This window comes from Spirochaetota bacterium (assembly GCA_017999915.1).
Taxonomy (GTDB): domain Bacteria; phylum Spirochaetota; class UBA4802; order UBA4802; family UBA5550; genus RBG-16-49-21.
Genome location: JAGNKX010000001.1, coordinates 765,919 through 784,685, shown reverse-complemented (window position 1 = coordinate 784,685; position 18,767 = coordinate 765,919). Strand labels below are relative to the sequence as shown.

Annotated in this window: 16 protein-coding genes; 6 read left to right on the top strand and 10 right to left on the bottom strand. The window is 49.5% G+C overall.

Annotation, left to right across the window (positions count from 1 at the left end; translation table 11 throughout):
• Positions 1–53 precede the first annotated feature (53 nt).
• Positions 54–698, top strand: coding sequence for a fructose-6-phosphate aldolase (gene fsa / locus KA369_03270; GenBank protein MBP7734971.1), 645 nt, complete (start codon positions 54–56; stop codon positions 696–698).
• A gap of 25 nt (positions 699–723) precedes the next feature.
• On the opposite strand, the gene KA369_03265 is transcribed toward fsa, so the two are convergent.
• Positions 724–2,058 carry an MgtC/SapB family protein gene (locus KA369_03265; protein ID MBP7734970.1) on the bottom strand — a complete coding sequence of 445 codons (1,335 nt, stop codon included), beginning with the start codon at positions 2,056–2,058 and terminating at the stop codon, positions 724–726.
• A gap of 115 nt (positions 2,059–2,173) precedes the next feature.
• Between KA369_03265 and KA369_03260 the strand changes: the two genes are divergently transcribed.
• On the top strand, positions 2,174–2,422 hold the full coding sequence (locus KA369_03260) for a DUF493 domain-containing protein (GenBank protein ID MBP7734969.1): 249 nt from the start codon (positions 2,174–2,176) through the stop codon (positions 2,420–2,422).
• 8 nt (positions 2,423–2,430) lie between these two features.
• Here KA369_03260 and KA369_03255 read toward each other — a convergent pair whose 3' ends face one another.
• The 4 genes from KA369_03255 to glpX all read right to left on the bottom strand — a co-directional run bounded on the left by KA369_03255 (position 2,431) and on the right by glpX (position 7,333).
• A complete protein-coding gene (locus KA369_03255) occupies positions 2,431–3,648 on the bottom strand; it encodes an NAD(P)/FAD-dependent oxidoreductase (protein ID MBP7734968.1) in 1,218 nt (405 codons plus the stop codon).
• A complete protein-coding gene (locus KA369_03250) occupies positions 3,645–4,571 on the bottom strand; it encodes a hypothetical protein (GenBank protein MBP7734967.1) in 927 nt (308 codons plus the stop codon). Before KA369_03250 ends, KA369_03255 begins: the two co-directional genes overlap by 4 nt.
• 17 nt (positions 4,572–4,588) lie before the next feature.
• Positions 4,589–6,289 (bottom strand): SpoIIE family protein phosphatase, encoded by a 1,701-nt coding sequence (locus tag KA369_03245; GenBank protein MBP7734966.1) that lies wholly within the window; start codon positions 6,287–6,289, stop codon positions 4,589–4,591.
• A 93-nt stretch (positions 6,290–6,382) separates the two neighbouring features.
• Entirely contained in the window at positions 6,383–7,333 is a 951-nt protein-coding gene (glpX, locus tag KA369_03240; GenBank protein ID MBP7734965.1) for a class II fructose-bisphosphatase, read from the bottom strand.
• 484 nt (positions 7,334–7,817) lie between these two features.
• Here glpX and KA369_03235 point away from each other — a divergent pair, with 484 nt between their 5' ends.
• The gene (locus tag KA369_03235) at positions 7,818–10,082 is read left to right on the top strand and encodes an alpha-hydroxy-acid oxidizing protein (protein MBP7734964.1); all 2,265 of its coding nucleotides are present in this window, start codon (positions 7,818–7,820) and stop codon (positions 10,080–10,082) included.
• 4 nt (positions 10,083–10,086) lie between these two features.
• On the opposite strand, the gene KA369_03230 is transcribed toward KA369_03235, so the two are convergent.
• The 3 genes from KA369_03230 to lexA form a co-directional block, all read right to left on the bottom strand.
• Complete coding sequence (locus KA369_03230) at positions 10,087–10,632, bottom strand: hypothetical protein (GenBank protein MBP7734963.1); 546 nt, start codon at positions 10,630–10,632, stop codon at positions 10,087–10,089.
• Positions 10,622–13,540, bottom strand: coding sequence for a tetratricopeptide repeat protein (locus tag KA369_03225; protein ID MBP7734962.1), 2,919 nt, complete (start codon positions 13,538–13,540; stop codon positions 10,622–10,624). The genes KA369_03230 and KA369_03225 overlap by 11 nt, the downstream gene beginning before the upstream one ends.
• An 89-nt stretch (positions 13,541–13,629) precedes the next feature.
• Positions 13,630–14,232, bottom strand: coding sequence for a transcriptional repressor LexA (gene lexA, locus KA369_03220; protein ID MBP7734961.1), 603 nt, complete (start codon positions 14,230–14,232; stop codon positions 13,630–13,632).
• Between the two features lie 204 nt (positions 14,233–14,436).
• Here lexA and KA369_03215 point away from each other — a divergent pair, with 204 nt between their 5' ends.
• The 3 genes from KA369_03215 (at position 14,437) to KA369_03205 (ending at position 16,688) form a co-directional block, all read left to right on the top strand.
• Positions 14,437–15,264 carry a J domain-containing protein gene (locus KA369_03215; protein MBP7734960.1) on the top strand — a complete coding sequence of 276 codons (828 nt, stop codon included), beginning with the start codon at positions 14,437–14,439 and terminating at the stop codon, positions 15,262–15,264.
• 155 nt (positions 15,265–15,419) lie between these two features.
• Complete coding sequence (locus KA369_03210) at positions 15,420–16,106, top strand: hypothetical protein (protein ID MBP7734959.1); 687 nt, start codon at positions 15,420–15,422, stop codon at positions 16,104–16,106.
• 60 nt (positions 16,107–16,166) lie between these two features.
• Entirely contained in the window at positions 16,167–16,688 is a 522-nt protein-coding gene (locus KA369_03205) for a nitroreductase (GenBank protein ID MBP7734958.1), read from the top strand.
• Positions 16,689–16,717: 29 nt separating this feature from the next.
• Here the strand turns inward: KA369_03205 and KA369_03200 are convergent, their stop codons facing one another.
• Complete coding sequence (locus KA369_03200) at positions 16,718–17,482, bottom strand: DUF1295 domain-containing protein (GenBank protein ID MBP7734957.1); 765 nt, start codon at positions 17,480–17,482, stop codon at positions 16,718–16,720.
• Positions 17,483–17,555: 73 nt separating this feature from the next.
• Positions 17,556–18,641 carry a redox-regulated ATPase YchF gene (ychF, locus tag KA369_03195; GenBank protein ID MBP7734956.1) on the bottom strand — a complete coding sequence of 362 codons (1,086 nt, stop codon included), beginning with the start codon at positions 18,639–18,641 and terminating at the stop codon, positions 17,556–17,558.
• Positions 18,642–18,767 lie beyond the last annotated feature (126 nt).

Genomic DNA, 18,767 nt, shown 5'->3' with positions numbered 1-18,767 from the left:
TCCCGGGTTTATACGAATATCCTTTTCATTCACAATCAGGAAAGAGGTGCTTTATGAAGTTTTTTATAGATACCGCCGATATCAAGGAGATCCGCAGGGCCAAGGAGTTGGGGATTCTGGACGGCGTAACCACGAACCCGACGCTGGTAAGCAAGATCGGAAGGCCCTACCGCGACGTGCTCACCGAGGTGGCCAAGGAAGTGGACGGTCCCGTATCGGCCGAGGTAATATCGATCGATTACGACGGCATGGTCCGTGAAGCTCGGGACCTGGCGAAGATACGGAGCAATATAAATGTCAAGATCCCCCTCATCGAGGAGGGCCTCCGGGCGGTCAAGACCCTCTCTTCCGAGGGAATTAAGACCAACGTGACCCTCTGCTTCAATTCATTACAGGCCCTCATGGCGGCGAAAGCCGGAGCCACCTTCATATCCCCCTTCATCGGCCGCCTGGACGACATTGCCTCAGAAGGAATGGAAGTGATAGAGGAGATAGCCGCCATTTACGCGAACTACGATTTTCCCACGGAAATCATAGTGGCCTCGATACGAAACCCTTTGCACATCAAGCATGCGGCGCTGATCGGCGCGGACATAGCCACCATCCCCTTCGATGTTTTCCAGAAGATAATAAAGCATCCGCTGACGGATATCGGCTTGAAAAAGTTCCTGGAGGATTACGGGAAGATCCCGAAATAGCGTCCCGCCGGGGTCCCGGCGCAGGTCACAGCAGGTACACCAGTACCAGTCCGGCGATACCGGCGCAGATGGTGATGCTGAAGCCGATCAGAACCGTTTTTCTGAATTGCTTTGAACCGAGAAAAAACGCCATCCCCGCTTTCATGATGGTGTTGGAAAAGGCGGCCAGGGTAATGGCTACCGTCGCCTGGTTCAGCTTCGAAGGATCGTCCCGCGAGATCTTGCTCATCGTAAGGGTGATGGGATCAACGTCGGATAATCCGGTGAGCACGCTTATAACGTACACCCCGCTGTCTCCCGCGAGCACCTCCGTGATCCGGGCTATGAATATGATCAGGGCGAAGATCACGCCGAACTTCACTGCCGGCATGATGTTGAAGGGGTTCGTGAGTGTGACATCGCTGGCTTTCTTTTCACCGCTTTTCTTCCAGAGAAAAAAACAGAAGGAAAAGCCCGCGACCATCATGAGACCCATGACGATGAAAAGCTTGGGCGCCAGGTTGGGGTTTACCACAAGGACCTCCACGATGATCCGGGGGAACATGGTCGAACAGGCCAGGAGCACCGCCAGCGCGTAGGGAACATGCAGATTCTCATGGCCGGCCACGGCGCTCCGTTTTGAAAAAGTCACGGTGGTGGCGGTGCTCGATGCAAGGCCGCCCAGGAAACCGGTAAGCCCTATGCCCTTCCGCGATCCCAGTATCTTGATGGCGATGTAGCCCGAAAAACTGATGGCCGATATGAGCACCACCATGAGCCACACGGTGTAGGGATTGATCACTTTCACGTCCGCCACTTCAGGATACTGCTCGAAGATGCCGCTTCCCAGGGCTCCGATATCCTTCACATGGAAGTTATAGTCCGGATCGAAAACAAGGATAATAAAAGTTATGATGGCGAAGAGAAGTGTCCCCCGTATGTCCTCGTTCTCAACCTTTTCCCCGAGGCGGTTCATGTATCTCTTCAGATAGAGTATCGCCGTTGATACGATGGCGATGAACAGGGCCAGGACCAGGTGGTTTCTCTGAACCGTCACCCCTATGAAGAAGCAGATCAGTACGCTTATTTCGGTGGTGATGCCGCTCTCATCGTGCTTGAAGTACGATATAAAATAGGATACCGCCACGAGGATGATGATTCCCCCGAAGGCTATGGGGAGAAGCTCCTGGACGTATTTCTCCCCCAAAAAAGACGCGAGGGCGCCGAAGAGCGACACCAGGGCATAGGTCCGGATGCCGCCGATGAAGTCAAGGGCTTCATGTTCCATGCGCGAGGTGTAGGATCGCTCAAATCCCAGGAGGGCCCCCAGGAATATGGCTATAATGAACGGCTGAAGCAGTGTCAGATTTATCATTTCCATGCGGAATCACCATTGACACCATGGCCCTTCGCTGCGGTCCAGTCAAGATTAATATGATCGCTGACCACCGCCAGATAGTGTTGACAAATACCACGGCATCGTGCATCCGTGACCAATGAAAAAGGAAATCCAGTATCCGGCGGAAATTACATTTAAATCTGTTTTTTCCCACAGCCCTGACTTGCATGAGATTATTGAAGCTGTCCTGGAAGAGCACGGCATAGACGGTCAGGTAACCCACCGGCCGAGCAAAAACAGCAGGTTCATCTCTTTCACCATAACGGCAGAATTCGAATCTGAAACCCGCCTTAACGAGGTCTGCACGCGCATCACGTCCATTGAGGGATTCATCATGATGATATGACCGTGCCGTCAGTGCTGGGCCATTCCGGCCACGGCGCCGGTGCTCCACGCGAACTGAAGGTTGTACCCCCCGCTCTCGCCATCGATATCAAGAAGCTCCCCGGTAATGAACAGGCCCCTGGCCAGGCGCGATTCCATCGTCGTCGGATCAATTTCATCGACATCCACGCCGCCGGCCGCTACGACCGCCTCGTTGAAACCGCGGGGTTTTCCCGGTTCAATGTTAAGATTTTTCAAAATGGCCGCGATCTTCATTTTTTCTTCAGATGACAGCCTCCCTACCGGTTTTTCCGGATCAATGCCGGCAATGCGGCACAGCACATCGGGCATCGGATTCTTCATTATGCCGATCAGGCTGAAGGAAACGCTTTTCGCTTTATCAGCCCAGAGCGATTCGAGGAGATCCAGGAGCTCCCGATCCCCGTACGAAGGATACAGATCGATAATTATTTCCGGTGTGCTCTTTCTGACCAGAATCTCGTTCACCGCCCTCGAAACATCCAGGGTCGCCGGACCCGATATGCCGTAGGCGGTAAACAGGAGCTCTCCCTCCGATGACGCGATCACGGAGCCCCTGTGTTTGACCGAAACCGCACAGTCCCATTTTATCCCCTGGAGGCGATGTACTATTTTCAGCGGTACCGTAACGGGCAGGATAGCGGGAAAAGGCTCATGAACGGTATGGCTCAGCTGCCCTGCCAGGTCATAGCCGTCCCGGGACCCCCCGGCCGGAGAATAAGCGCAGCTCCCTGCGGCGAGGATAACCGAGTCGAACAGCTCATCCTCATGGCCGGCTGTCGTGACCTTGAACCCCGTGCCGGCTCGTTCGATAAGCTCTATCTTTCGATGGGTCCGGATGTCAACGCCGCGCCGGACAAGCTCGTATTCCAGGAGACGGACGACCGTTGCGGACTGCAGCGAGGCTGGAAATAATTTTCCGTTCTGTTCCTCGACGAGGGGCAGGCCGATGGAGGCGAAAAATTCAATCGTTTCATCAAGGCCGAAGCGGGCGAAAAGGTTGTGCACGAAGCGGGTGTTGCCGCCATGGTATTTTTCAACGGAAATGTTACGATTGGTGATATTGCACCGCCCGTTTCCGCTGACGAGGACCTTTCTTCCGATTTTTTTCTGCTTTTCAAAGATGACGACCTCATTGCCGCCGCCGGCGGCAAAGCACGCCGCCATGAGCCCCGACGCGCCCCCGCCGATAACGGCAACCCGTTTCAATGTCCCTCGCTCTGCTTGATTTTCTCGTTGATGAGCTTTTCAAGACTGTTGATGTCTTTGGCGAATTTCTGCAGGTTCAGGTCCTGATCGGAATTGGCCCGGGTCTTCTGGAGCATCTTTTTGACCAGCTTGAGATCGTCTTTAAGGTGAATGATTCCTTCCTCGATCAGTTTCTGGACAAGGGGAAACTGGTATTCCCTGAAGCACAATCGCGAATAGAATTCGACACCATAAACCGCCAGTGTCTTTTCGATGGAATTCTTGCTTAAATACTTGCTGATATCCTCGTATTTTACCGCATCGGCCGAGCGACGGCCCCCTTCGCCCGGTTCTTTCCGCCCCTCTTTATCCGGTCCCGGCTCTGCCCCCGCGCCTTTTAATTCGATAAAACAGTTCAGGGGATCGCTGTTTTCAATTTCGGTCTTAAGCTGTTTTTCCTGCCACTTCACCCCGTACAGCATGATATTCCGCTCGAGTATCGATTGAATGTTCATGAGATTGATGACGACATTGGCTATCTTCCCGAGGGGTTTGTTGTTGTAATCCTGTATTTTGGGTATGAATTCCTTGATAATTCTCTCTACGGAATATTTTGTCGAAAATTCATGCGAATAGGCCCGTATCATTTCATCGCTGAACCGCTCCAGGAGGGTCTTTATGATGTTACCCTCGGCGACGACAAAGCCATCGACGCGGCGGACCCGTTCTTTCCGGTCCGCCTCGACTATTATAAATGAAAATATTTTATGCGAGTCGACCAGGATCTTTATAAGCTTCGGGATGCCGTACGGTATCAGTGAATATGCTCCGGCCAGGTACTCGAAAAAATCATCGGACTGCGGTATGGCCTGGAGGCCGCGGTCCGTGTTCTTTTTTCGAATATCCACGTAAATGGTATTGAGAAGCTCTTCTAAATCATTCATATTGTTTCATATTCTTATTAAAATTGTATTGCGATAAGGGTAATATCGTCAATTAAATCAACATTCTTGCTTATCGAGTGAAAATATTCTTTCAAGTAACCAATGAACTCCCGGGGACCGGCATCAATAAACCGAAGGGCGATCTCAGCGAGGCGCCGCTCTCCGTTTTCTATATCCATCCGATCGCCGCCGAAGCTTTCCGTAACGCCATCGGTGAAAAGGACCAGCAGGTCACCCGGTTCATATAGTATAACCCGCTCTTCAAAGCTCTCCTCATCGGCGAGGCCGAGGGCCTTCCCTTCGGCGTTCAGCATGATTATTTCCCGCGTCCTGGCCCTCACCAGCATCTGGTCGTTGTGTCCCGCGCTGGCATAGGTGATCAGGTTGTTGTGGGCGTCGATCACGGCATAAAAAAGCGTTACGAACATGCCATACTCAGAATCCTTGAATATGTACCGGTTCGCGTTTTTCAGCAATCCAGAGGGCGAGCTGTCAACCCGCAGCTCGGCCCGAACCACGTTCAGCGCCGATCCCATGAAGAGGGCGGCGGGAATCCCTTTCCCCGATATGTCGGCAACCAATATAGAATACTTATTCTCGTTCAACCTGGAAAAATCATAGAAATCGCCGCCCACGGACCGCGCCGGCTTGTTAAAAACCGACAGGACGTGCCTCCCGAACTCATTTGGAATACCCCTGAGAATCTTTCTCTGGATCTCAGCCGCAATATCGATGTCGCGGGACAGTAACCGCTGCGTTTCGGCGACCCTCTGATTCAGTATATTGTTGTAAACCTGAGATACCTGGCTGCATACCGTCATCACGATCCGCAGGTCAAAAGAGTCAAAATTCTTGCCGTTGATCTTGTCCGCGCAGGAAAGTACGCCGATGGTGTTATTCTTGTACAGGATCGGGACCGAGATGAAGGAATCGGTCGTATAGCCGCGATCGCCGGAGATCATTTCATTGGGGATCTCCTTCCTGATATCGGAAACCATCATCGGGTCGCCGCTCCTGAAAACATGGCCGGCGATGGACCCGTTCAGGCTGATATCATGGGAATTGACCACCGACGGTGGAAGCCCGAAGGCGGATTCAATGGCAAGGCGGCCCTCTTTTTCATCGAAAAATATGATGGAGACCCGTCGCACCATCATGGACTTGGCAAGGGATGAGCAGATATTGTCTATTATATCATTATCCGGCCCCGAAAGGGATATTGCCTGGGCCACCTCGTACAGGGCGGTCAGCTCGTTGATCCTGTTGGTAAGCTCGTCATAGAGGCGGCGGTTATTGATGGCGATCGCCGCCTGGTTGGCTATATACCTGGCCTGTTCCAGGTCATGCTCGTCATAGCGCCCGCGTCCGATAGAGTTCACGATCTCCAGCACCCCGACAAAATCCCCCTTGACCTGCATCGGCACGCAGAGGAGGTTCCTGGTATTGAAATGGAATTTCTGGTCGATATCATGATACCACCGGTCGTCATTGTGGGCGTCATCCACTATGATGGGATCCAGCGTCCCCGCCACAATCCCGGCGATCCCCTTCCCCTTCGGCACGCGCTCCCCCCGGATGATATCCCCCTTGTCGCCGATGACCACGTCAAAGATAAGATCGCCGGTTTTCTGATCCGCCAGAAGAAGCGAGCACCCTTCAGATTGCAGCAGTTCCTTGGCCGCATCCATGATCGATTTCAGCAACTCTGCGAGAGACATGCGGGAATTGATCTTTTCGTTAATTGACCTGATAACTGATATGTCGATTTTATCTTTTATACCGGTTGCTCCCGTCTGATGAATTGAAATACGCTAAAATATAGGCTTATAGTCGAACTGGTGAATCGCGTTTATATAACGCAGGGTGTGTGTTTTCTGGCGGAACAGGATGGAGCTCGTTTTCGCTCCGCCCGAAATATACTGCACGCCTGGCAGAAGGACTCCGTCGGTGACGCCGGTCAGGGAGACAATGACCTCGTCTCCTCTGATCATTTCGGAAATCGTGAATATTCCGTCGGGATCGGTAATGCCGTATTCCCTGATCTGTTCCTTTTCCTTGCCGCTCAGATCGACATAGCGTGTCTGCATGTCCCCCTCCATGCACTTTAACGCAGCCGCCGCGAGGATTGCCTCCTTTGCGCCGCCTATCCCCATAAGTATATCGATATAACTTTCCGGGAAGGCCGTCGCGACCGCTCCGCTTATGTCGCCGTCGCGAATCAGCTTGATCTTCGCCCCGGTCTGACGGATTTCCTTGACCAGATGTTCGTTGCTTTTACGATCAAGGACGCACACGGTTATGTCCTCTATATACTTGCCCTTGGCCCGGGCCACCCGCTTTATATTGATCGCCGGAGGTTGATTGATATCAACCAGGTTTTTCGCTTCCTTCCCAACGGCGATCTTGTCCATATGAAAGGAAGGGGTGCGCATGAACGTCATCTTGGTTCCAACTGCCGCCACTGACACGGCGTTGTGACCGCCCCGGGCGCAGGTCATTTTTCCGTCAAGGGGCTTCACGGCAAGGTCGACTGCCCCGCCGGTCTTGCTCCCCACCAAGGCGCCGTCATGGAGGGCCGTATCGGAACTATCGGCGCCTATTACCACCTCCCCGTCAATATCCATGGTGGAAAAGACCCTGTTCATCGCTTCAGCAGCGGTATGATACGACAATTCCTCATCACCCTTCCCCATGTGCCTGCTGGCATAGAGAGCCGCGGCTTCCGTCAGGCGAACTGCTTCGATGGTAAGATTGCGATCCATGTTTCCTCCCGCTATGAACAGTATGGCATGATTTCAGATGTATGATATAACAGAAATCTGTTCAAATACAATTTCAATTCCTTTTCAATACATTGTCAATCATATCATTGTTATCTGACACCATTAATTTTTTTCTTTGATAAAAACCAGAGATAAGCCCATAGCAGATGTCTAATAATTATAGACATATTGAAATAAAATTAACGATATTTGCCCCGCCGCCGAGGAATGCCGCCGCAAATATGAGTAATTCTATTCAGTTATCCAACAAGTCAAATTAAATTATTGACTTAATAAAACAGATTGGTGTATAATGTGACATAATAGATCTTTCAAAATCAGGTTTTTCATTCTCTCATGGGTTCTGTTCCTGGCTCTATTATTGCGAATTTGCAATCGGAACACCCGGCAGAGACTTAAATCGCCGTTACGGCACCGCGCATCTGCTATCACGCCATGTAACTCCCATGGCACAATCATCGTAATGGCATTAACAAAACCACTGATTAAGGAGCTCCAATTGAAAAAGACAATTATGATTATCGGCGGCGGACTACTCCAGATGCCGGTGATTCTGACAGCAAAAAAGATGGGCCTTCAGGTCATTGTGACCGATTACAATCCCAATGCCCTCGGCATGAAGGATGCCGACATTCCCATCGTCATGAGCACCCGCGATATAGAAGGATCCGTACGGGTCGCCAAGGCGCAGAATGAGCTGACCTCCATCAGCGGTGTCCTCACCGTGGGGACCGACGCCTCCATGGCCGTGGCGGCTGTAGCCAACGCTCTAAACCTACCCGGTATCAAGTTTGAGGATGCGGAGGCTGCCACCAATAAGATAAAAATGCGCATGCGCTTCAAGGAGCATGGCGTACCCTCGCCGAATTTTCTTCCCGTATGGTCTTTATCTGACGCGAAAAAAGCCGGAAAGATTCTAAAATTCCCCGTCGTCATTAAGCCATCGGACAACATGGGCGCCCGCGGGGTCATGCGCATTGAAAACTTTAACCAGCTGCCGGATGCCTTCAAATTTTCAAAGAGCGCGTCCCCGAGCGGCGAACTCATCATGGAAGAATTCATGGAAGGCCCCGAGCTTTCACTCGATGCCATTATCTACAATGGTGAGATCACCTTCACCGGCGTGGCTGACCGAATCATTGAATACCCGCCTTTCTTTATCGAAACTGGCCATAATATGCCTTCAAGCCTGTCCAGGGAAATCCAGGACTCCGCCTGTAATGTCATGAAGCTCGGCATCCACGCACTGGGCCTGGATATCGGCGCCGCCAAGGGCGACATCAAAATTACAAAAGACGGGCCCATGATCGGGGAGCTCGCCGCCAGGCTCTCTGGCGGTTTCATGTCCGCCTATACCTTTCCCTACTCGTCCGGCGTCGATTTAATGAAGGCAGCCGTTGAAGTTGCCCTTGGCCAGGAACCGGGCAACCTGGAGCCTGTTATTAACCGGTTCTGCATTGAGCGCGCCATCATTACCAAGCCCGGCATCGTCAAAAAAATTTCCGGCCTCGAAGAAGCGCTGAAGGTTCCCGGCATCAAGGAGATTTTTCTCAACGTAAAGCCGGGGGACAAGGTCATACAGCCCCGGTCGAATGTTGAGAAGGCCGGTCATATCATCTCCGTCGGCAAGACCCTCGCTGAAGCCGTACAGCACTATGAGCAGTGCCGTGATATCATAAAATTCGACATGATCGAGGAATCTGAAATCTCGATGGAGACCATACATATATCCGCAAAGGAAAAGTTCAAAAAGATATGCTATGTCTGCAAAAACTGCGACGGCCGGGACTGTCCTACCGGCGTCCCCGGCATGGGAGGGACCGGCACCGGTGAGTCTTTTCGCAGGAATATCGCGTCGCTGAAAAAGTATAAGATCAACACCAGGCTCATCCATGATGTCACGCAGCCTGACACGACATCCGCGTTCATGAACCGGAAGCTGTCCCTTCCGGTGCTGGCCGCTCCCATCACGGGGACCGTGACCAACATGGCCGGCGCCATCGACGAGCTCGATTATAACCGCGCCGTGATCGACGGATGTTTGAAAGCCGGCACCATTGCCTTCGTCGGCGACGGCGCCACTCCGGACAAGTACAAGATCGGCTTGCAGGCCATTACAGAATCGAGCGGCATGGGAATACCCATTTTCAAGCCCCGCAGCGACAATAAAGACATCATCATGCGCATAAAGGCGGCGGAAAAAGCCGGGGCCATGGCCGTGGGAATGGACATTGACGCCGTGGTATTCAAAACCATGGCCATGAAAAATCAATCTGTAGGTCCCAAAAGCTTCTCAGAGTTGAAGGACCTCATATCTTCCACGAAGCTCCCCTTTATACTTAAAGGCATCATGAACGTGAAAGACGCAGCCGCGGCTGTTGAAGCGGGCGCCAATGGCATCATAGTATCCAACCACGGGGGACGAGTTCTGGACGAGATGATGGGATCCATGGATGTCCTCGATGAAATAGTGCGCGAGGTGAAGCACAACCTGACGATAATGGTGGACGGCGGGTTCCGGGAAGGTGTCGATATACTTAAGGCACTTGCCGTGGGAGCGACCGCAATTCTCATCGGCCGCCCCATAGCCATTGCAGCCGTCGGCATGGGCGCTGAAGGGGTATCATTCTACCTCAATCACCTGAAAAAAGACCTTGAAAAGGCCATGATCCTGACGGGGTGTCAGACCATCGGAGACATCACCCCTGATATAATCAAATCGATCTGATCGGTTATCCGAAGTACGCCAGCTCTTTGTCATCGCAAGAACGGGCATACTCGATAACCCATGATGCGTATCTGCCGTGTTCGATTATTCCATCCATGAATCGATTCTTCTCTTCTAAATCGATCCAGCCGACCTTGAAAAACAATCGCGGCACCAGCAGCGCATTAATATACGGGATACCGTTTTTTTTGCAATACTGAGCGCCCCTGCCGTCATCTATGATTATAAATTCGCCAAAACCTTTTTGATAGAGCAGGATTGTATCCTTCTCTCCGGCTCCGAGTCCTTCCATTGCCTCATGTTTTTCTGTGATATTTCTGATTTCACGCGCATCACTCAGGACCCATATTTTACTTTCATTGCAATATGTTCTGAACTCATCGGCTCCGGCATATCCTTCGCGGGTCAATTCGTGATAGACAGATGTCGCAATGGCAACTGAATAAAAATCAATAACATGCTCAATGATTCCTGCTTTAAAAATGATGATGGCCGATGACGAATCGATGAGAACAGTTTTCCCAGGCGCAGCGACCCTATCAGCGGCCATAATAAATGAATGAACCCCAGAAATAGGGATTTGATTTTTTCATGCCGGATTCGCCTTCAGCGGCTGTTGACACAGCGCTATTCTGATCGATTTTTCCCTGGATAAAAGTTCTTTTCGCCTGGGTAAAAGCGCCTTCGAAAGGAACGTTCTTGTTAATTGCCGCTTCATAAACCTGTTTCATGAAATATGACCGCTCCGCTTCGTCCACTTCCCACAAAGACAATGAAACTCCCCGTGAACCGGCCGCCATGAAGGATCCGCACAGATGCCATAACCCCTCGCCGCGGCTGTATCCCGCCATGGGAATCGTGACCGACGAAATATGCACGACATCCGAGCGTATGCCCAGTGAAGCGATCTTTCTCACGGTGAGGATCCCGTCCTTGCCGCCTTCCTCATCTTTTTTATACGAAACCAGGAGTGAACTGAGCTGGGGCACCTCGGGAATGATTATGCCCCGCGACAGGATGTGAATTATCCTGTACGTCGCCAGTGATCCGGCCCTTGCCATGGCAGTCAGTGCGGTTTCAGTCACCCGATCTCCCGTTATGACATCACCATCCTTTGCAATTGCCTTGAGAGAATTCATTTCCGCTGTGCTTGATTTCAGCCCTGACAGATCATTGACGCTGAAAAAACCGTACATCTCCAGGAGGCTCTTATGTTCCAGCAATTTGTTGTTTATTCCTTCCACTATTACTTCAAAATGACGGGAAGATTCAATGTTTTTTTCCGACGGATTTGGCGATGCATTGATACCGTTCACGAGAAGCATCGTTTTTCTCCCGGCGCCGTACAATCTTTCTGAAAAATATGCGTCGCAGGTCTGTGAAAACGTATACTTGATCCCGGCCTTCTCGATCAAAAACCTGCCGTCAGGCGTCGCCAGTGTTTCAAAAGGAACGGTGCTCAGCACCCCGTCGGGCTGAATTATCAATGTATCCTTCCCGCTGATATTCCTTTCAATTTTTTGAAAGATGAATTGATACAGGACCTTGCTGATGGACCTCTGAATGGCATATTCGCTGCCGCTGATATATTTTTTTGACAGCAGCGACCGGTAATAATTGATGATCTTTTCAAATTCGATGTAATAGTAATCCTTGCGGGACTTCTGAGATATCTTGAAAATGATATCAGTCTTTTTCTTGCCGACAAAACGTTCTATCTCTTTCCCAAGAAGATTGTACAGCGTATTGACTGTCGCGGCCTTATCCAGTTCGTAGGTCATGGCTGTTTCAGAATCTATATAGATAAGGAACGGATTGTCCCACAGGATATTGGCCAGAATGACCAGCGCTGTTTTATCCCCTATTTCCTTCTTGAGTTTATCATAGCTCACTGATTTCGTCTGCAGCGGTAAAGCGGAATCAGGCAGAACAGATTTGATTTTTCCAATGCAAAAAAGCTCATTGGCCTCGTAGGCCTTTTCAGGTTTATCAGCCTTGGCGTATGATGCTATAAGCCACCGGTATATATCGCTTCTGACATCGGTTATGGAAAAACCCTGTTTTTTTGTCCCTGACTCAATGATCTGCCTGGCTTTTTCGAACAGTTCAATGGCCTTCTCATATTCTTTCATGTTGTAATGGACAATACCGCAGTTTTTTGAATCATCGGCCAGTGATACCGTATCATTTAATTCGCGGTACATCTCCATAGCCTGGTTGAAATATTCCAGGGCCTTCTCATGTCGCTTGAGTGACACCATGACCCTTCCCAGGTTGCTCAGGTTATCAGCTATCCTGTTCTTCTTTTCAGCCGCTTTATCGCGCTGGAGGGCTTTCTCGATGTAGTCGACCGCTTCGCCATAGCGCTCCCTGATTTCATAGAGTAGACCAATATCAGATAGCCGAAGAGCTATATTTTCCTGGAGCTCGATATCTTTGTTCAGTGCAAGGGCTTTCACATAATAATCCAGGGCCTTCTCGTATTTGCCCATGGAATCAAAGACCTGGCCTATGCTGTTCTGGATCCGCGCGGCATTCATGGTGTTGTTCAGCTTGAGATTGATTTCCAGGGACTTGTTATAGAATACCACGGCCCGGGTATTGTCGCCTACCATGAAATATATATCACCGATCCGGTAATAGCGAGACGCCATGTTCTTCTCGTTTTTGTATCGCCCGTCAATCTCAAGTGCTTTTTCAAAATAATTAAGGGCTTCTCCATACCTCCCCAATGCGGCGTACACGCTGCCGATGTTGCTTAGATCCACTGAAAGATATTCGTCACTGCCGCGGAGCCGATCGATTGCCAGAGCTTCGGAGTATAATTCAAGGGCCCTGTCATATTCTTTCATGAAATAGTACATCGTGCCGGCATTGCTGGTTGTGACAGCCATATTATCGCCGATCTTCGATTCCCTGGCATATTTCAGAGCTTCATCATAACACTCCCTGGCCCCGATAAAATCCTTCTGTACCCTGTGCGCCAGTGCCATGTTATTAAGCACGAGCACCATCCTGTCCTTGAATGCATTTTTGCGTGATATTTCAAGGGCCTCTCTGTATGATGCCATTGCTTCATCAAAACGATCCAGATGAAAATAGGCCTGGCCAATGCTATTGCCTGCCATCGCTTCCTGATCCGCGACTTTGTATTTCCTGCAGGTTGAAAGCATCAGCTTGTAATAATGGAGGGACTTATTGTAATCGCCGAGAACATCATAGGTTTGGCCCAACTCATTGAGCTGGGCGATAAGTTCTTCAGTGCGGGGGATTTCATTTTTTCTTTCAGCTGTGACAGCGCGTTTAAGGTATTCGATTACCTGTTTATAATTGCGGTCTTTTTTATATTTCTGCGCCTCATTCCAGTATCTATCCGCTTCGTCATGCCACTGGTTGGCTCCACCTATAACTGAAAAACACACGACCAGAGCTGTGATGATAATTTTTTGTACCATCATTCATTCCTGTTATCAAGGTGAATTATTGATGGAACACCTTTATGATATATGGCGGAGAAAGTAAAGTGAAGTTTTAAAAAAAGTCCGGATCAATACTTGCGGAACAGCGCTATGAGCTTGCCGAGTATTGCGACATTTTCCGCAACGATCGGTTCATAGGCGGGATTGTCCGGCAGGAGCTGTACTTTATTACCAGTCATCTTGAACCTTTTCAAGGTAGCCTCGTCTGTTAGCAGAGCTGCTATAACCTCTCCGTTATTGGCTGTATTCTGTTTTTTAATGATGGCTACGTCGCCGTCATAAATGCCGCCATCGATCATCGAATCGCCTTTAACGTTAAGGGCAAAATATTCACCGCTTTTAAACATTGACTTGGGAAAGCTCAAATACTCTTCGATATTCTCTTCAGCCAGGATAGGGGAGCCTGCGGCAATTCGGCCAAGAAGGGGAATATTGATTGCATCAACTGGCACCTCCTCTTCTTCATTCAAAACAACTATGGCGCGAGATTTATTCTGCTCGGTTTTGATATAGCCTTTTTTTTCAATGGCCTTGACGTGATCATAGGCGCCCTTAACCGTAATATTGAATTTTTCGCCAATTTCACGAACCGTTGGGGGAAACCCGGATTCTTTGATCGACTCTTTGATAAAATCCAGTATTTTTTCCTGTTTTAATGTAAGCTGTCTTATACATTCTTTCGGCGTCATTATTGTTCCCCTCTTTTTATAATCTAAACATAAAATAAGCATACATTAGTTTATATGTCAAGGAAAAATTCATTTTTTTGCTATTTACAATTATTCTTCTCTCGAATACGCTATTCAAAAAGAACGGAAACCATGCATTCTTTTATCCCTGAGAGATACTAACATGATTTTTTTTGGAATCATTAAATGAATATCAATGATTACTACAATTTTCTCAACGTAAGCCCTTCGGCATCGGATGAGCAAATATCAGCGGCATATAAAAAACTGGCATTCCAATTTCATCCAGACAAAAACCCACACCGCGTTGAATGGGCCACCAATGCCATGACAAAGCTCAATGTCGCCTATTCCGCTGTCATGAGCTACCGCTTCAAGGATGAATCGACTGTCGAATCCCAGGACAAAAGACATGATCAACCCAAGGCTCCGCGGAAGCCCCACAAAGACATTATCGATTCTGAAATTCTTACCAAGCAGTTTATCAATCTTCGTGAAACCGCGAAGGACGCCCTGTACCGTTATTTTCAATATAATTTGAATAACATCCCGAACAGGGAAAAAGTAGCGAACAGGGCTGTGTTCAATAAAATCGTCTTTTCTTTGCGAAAAAACTACCATGCTATCCGTCAATTGAAAGAGAAAACCGAGGATATGGAATTAATTGAGCATTTTGACGTATTCTCGACCATGATATTTCATTTCTACCGGGCCTCTGAATGTCTTAATATCATAGATTCCTACAACAACCAATATGATGTTGAATCATACCGAATTTACCGCAAGGGTGACGAGCATCTCCATGATGCGCATAGGGAAATCTTTTATGACCGTCACAATCGGGGATACTTTAAAAAAGAAATGGCCTTTACCTATGTTATCGAAGCCGAAAAGATATTCCTGGCTAATCTTAAGATCTTTCCCGATTCCACCTGGGCGGTTGAAACCAGGATAAAACTCGACTATGCCCAGTCGTTGAAAAAATATCTGGAGCTATTTTTCTCTGAATCCTGACGCTCACCATTTCAATACAAAACGATCATAAACTGAATCATATCGTGCTTCATTATTGTGACAACAAAACCGATAATGTAAGAAGAATTATAGTGCCTCCAAACTATAGACCCCGGGCAATTATGAACCGTATTGTTATAGCATCATTTCTGATTATGATGGCAGCCGTTAATCTTCACGGTGAGGATTATCAATACCAATATTTCAGCAAAAAAAAAGACAGGGGCAAATACGTCCCCTTTTCAGATTATATCCCGCAGATCAGGCTCCATTACCAGACCGTGCCTCATTATCTCGAGGATTACTACGAGCTGTACGGTTTAAAGATGTACTACAACGAGAACACCCTCCGGCTCAACATAGAGCGCCTGAAAACGGCCCTCCAGTGCAAGTTCCGCCACCCCTCCCAGGCCCTGGTAAAAATCGAATCGGAACCGGAATATCTGAAATACCGCAACCTCTTGTTCATGCATATCAATCTCATCATCATGCGCAGCTACCTGAGCATCGGAGCTCGGTACGATATGCACAATATCCGCTTCTATCACTGGGATTACGCCAAGGAGATCAGCGACAGTCTTGACACGGCGGAAAAATCTTACGCCGAGGCCCTTCCCTACTGGGATAGGGCCAGGGAATATGCGGAAAAAGCAAGCCAGGTAAAGATCACCACCGATCTCGGGTTCATTGAAACGGAACGAAAAAAGATCATCCTGGGCGATATTGATTTCGGCAAGATCATCTCTGGTTACCGCACCGGCGTTAAGGCAAAGAAACAGAAACTGAATGAGCTTATGGCAACCTATCAGAAATTTCAGAAAAAAGCCAGCGTCACTGAATAACCTGCAATTGCCCCACGCCATGTAAATCAAATATTAATCCCGACCTGCCTTGAGGCGCCTATGAAAACCAATACAATTATCAATGCCATATCAACCAGAAGATCCATCAGAAAATACACAAAAGACACCATCACCGGGGACTGCATTGAAGCCATTCTTGAAGCCGGCCGGTGGGCGCCCTCCGGATTGAATAACCAGCCCTGGTCTTTTGTGACGATACAGGACGCTGGCATTAGAAATAGTCTGTCGGCTCTTACTGAATACAGCCGCATCATTAAGGAATGTAATGCCTGTATATACGTTTTTTATGACGTTTCGGAAGGATATAACCGCGACAAGGACATCCTGAGCATCGGCGCCTGCATCCAGAACATGCTCCTTGCGGCCCATTCCCTGAAAATAGGATCGGTATGGCTCGGGGAGATTTTAAACCGCAAAACCGAGGTGAATGATCTCCTTGACATCGGCCCGGACCATGAGCTCATGGCTGTCATAGCCATGGGACACCCGGCCCAATCGCCGCGAAGCAGCAGGAAAAAACTCAAATCACTGATACTCAAGGAATTTTCGGCATCCGGATAATTCTGCACCGCTACGCCGTTCAGCGCCCCTTAGAACAGGAGCGGGATGATTGCCTTGCGCTCCTTCGGATAATCAGGAAACTTCTCAAGATACCACCGGTGGTTGGAGCGGGCCCGCGGCACCAGGTTCGCCGCTGTCCAGACCACGAAAAAAAGGCCAGCCAGGGACCATGTCATCACAGCCCAGCCTATCCAGGTTATGATCTCGCCGAAATAGTTGGGGCAGGAAAGATACCGGTACATCCCGCCGTAAGGGATCTTGTAACCCGGATTCCGAGGGTCCCACAGCTTCCTTGTAATTGCATCAGATTGTTTGTTGATAAAAAAGCCTGTCGCAAAAATGAGAACCCCGATGATGAACCGCGGATCCGCCAGCCATGCCGCCGTATAGGCGCTATCAGGCGCGAAGGTGAACACCCAGCGTCCCTGGATATAGGTGTTTATGGAATTGAAGATCATGCCGAATACGATGATAGACAGCGATACCTTCTCATCGCTTTTCAGCATGAAAGGAAAAATAAAAGAACGGTGAAAATAATGTATCTGCCATATGACCTGGAGCACGATAAGGGTCATGGTAATAGTTTTATCCGATACGAGAAAATAGAAGAAGAAGAGAAGCGACGCCGGCGCCTCCATGATGATCCACGCTGCCGTGTTCGGTATCAGAGGTCCCCAGCCTTTTTTCGCGTGTCTGCCGTACGGCGCCGTGATGAAAAATAGCGATATGAAGGTCACGATCGCCACGACCATGAAACCAAAAAGAATTATCCTGTAGATTTGATACTCGGTCATACTTCTTTCCTCATTTTTTTATATGGTCTTTTTGTTCCTGGACAAGTGTTGCCCATGGCATAGAGCAGATTTCTTACACGTTGAAGAGAAACCTGACGATATCACCGTCCTGCACGATATACTCCCTGCCCTCGGATCGCAGAAGCCCATGCTCCCGCACAGTCTTTTCAGAGCCGAACTTCACAAGATCATCATACCGGAACACTTCGGCACGGATAAAGCCCCGCTCAAAATCAGTGTGGATCTTGCCCGCGGCCCTGGCTGCGTTGGTCCCCGTGAGCAGGGTCCAGGCCTGCAGTTCCGTCGCTGCCGTATAATACGTGATCAGGTCGAGCAGTCCGTAGGCCGTCCTGATGAGCCGGTCCAGGCCTGATTCGGCCAAGCCCATTGCTTCAAGGTATTCCTTCTTTTCCCCGGCCGAGAGCTCCGATATCTCCTCTTCAAGTTTCCCTACAAGGTACAGATACTGGGCGCCCTGAGACGCTGCGTATCGAGCTATCGCATCGAGATGTTTTTTGGACGATTCTTCCTCATCGATATTGGCCAGGTAGATGACCGGCTTGTCGGTTATGACGCCGAAGTCGGCCAGGAGATGGCGCTCCTCCTCCCCCATTGGATAGGTGCGGAGGGTTTTGCCGTCATTCAGATGCTTGATTATATCTTCGATGATGCCGCTCAGGGCCTTGGCTTTTTTATCGCCGCTGCGCACCATCTTATTCTCCTTTTCAAGACCCCGCTCAAGGATCTCGATATCGGAGAGAATGAGCTCCATGTTTATAATTTCAATATCCCGGATCGGGTCAACATCGCCCGCCACATGGACAACGTCCTCGCTGGAAAAGCAGCGCACAACCTGGACCAGGGCGTCGACATTCCGGATATGTCCGAGGAACTTGTTCCCCAGTCCCTCGCCCTTTGAAGCCCCCTTGACCAGTCCGGCCACATCGATGAATTCTATCCTGGTCGGGATCGGATTGTCCTTGTGGAGCAGCTCTCCAATTTTACTCAGCCGCTCATCCGGGACCGGGACGATGCCCTTGTTCGGTTCAATGGTGCAAAAGGGATAGTTGGCCATCTGCGCCCCTGCTCCGGAGAGGGCGTTAAAAATGGTCGATTTTCCGACATTCGGAAGCCCTACAATTCCGCAGGAAAAGCTCATAACACAATTCCTATTACATAGTGGTTAATGGTTAACGCCCCCGAAAATCGGTTATACATGCCCCCCAAGTGCCGTACCATAATAAAACATTGACATGATATAAATTTTTGATTTCCATGTCAAATG

Bases quoted from the DNA above. Each gene is read 5' to 3' on its own strand.
- KA369_03230 (MBP7734963.1), bottom strand. From the start codon at position 10,632: ATGGCCGCTGATAGGGTCGCTGCGCCTGGGAAAACTGTTCTCATCGAT.
- KA369_03250 (MBP7734967.1), bottom strand. From the start codon at position 4,571: ATGAATGATTTAGAAGAGCTTCTCAATACCATTTACGTGGATATTCGA.
- glpX (MBP7734965.1), bottom strand. From the start codon at position 7,333: ATGGATCGCAATCTTACCATCGAAGCAGTTCGCCTGACGGAAGCCGCG.
- KA369_03235 (MBP7734964.1), top strand. From the start codon at position 7,818: ATGGCATTAACAAAACCACTGATTAAGGAGCTCCAATTGAAAAAGACA.
- KA369_03225 (MBP7734962.1), bottom strand. From the start codon at position 13,540: ATGATGGTACAAAAAATTATCATCACAGCTCTGGTCGTGTGTTTTTCA.
- ychF (MBP7734956.1), bottom strand. From the start codon at position 18,641: ATGAGCTTTTCCTGCGGAATTGTAGGGCTTCCGAATGTCGGAAAATCG.
- KA369_03210 (MBP7734959.1), top strand. From the start codon at position 15,420: ATGATGGCAGCCGTTAATCTTCACGGTGAGGATTATCAATACCAATAT.
- KA369_03205 (MBP7734958.1), top strand. From the start codon at position 16,167: ATGAAAACCAATACAATTATCAATGCCATATCAACCAGAAGATCCATC.
- fsa (MBP7734971.1), top strand. From the start codon at position 54: ATGAAGTTTTTTATAGATACCGCCGATATCAAGGAGATCCGCAGGGCC.
- KA369_03265 (MBP7734970.1), bottom strand. From the start codon at position 2,058: ATGGAAATGATAAATCTGACACTGCTTCAGCCGTTCATTATAGCCATA.
- KA369_03245 (MBP7734966.1), bottom strand. From the start codon at position 6,289: ATGTCTCTCGCAGAGTTGCTGAAATCGATCATGGATGCGGCCAAGGAA.
- KA369_03200 (MBP7734957.1), bottom strand. From the start codon at position 17,482: ATGACCGAGTATCAAATCTACAGGATAATTCTTTTTGGTTTCATGGTC.
- KA369_03260 (MBP7734969.1), top strand. From the start codon at position 2,174: ATGAAAAAGGAAATCCAGTATCCGGCGGAAATTACATTTAAATCTGTT.
- KA369_03215 (MBP7734960.1), top strand. From the start codon at position 14,437: ATGAATATCAATGATTACTACAATTTTCTCAACGTAAGCCCTTCGGCA.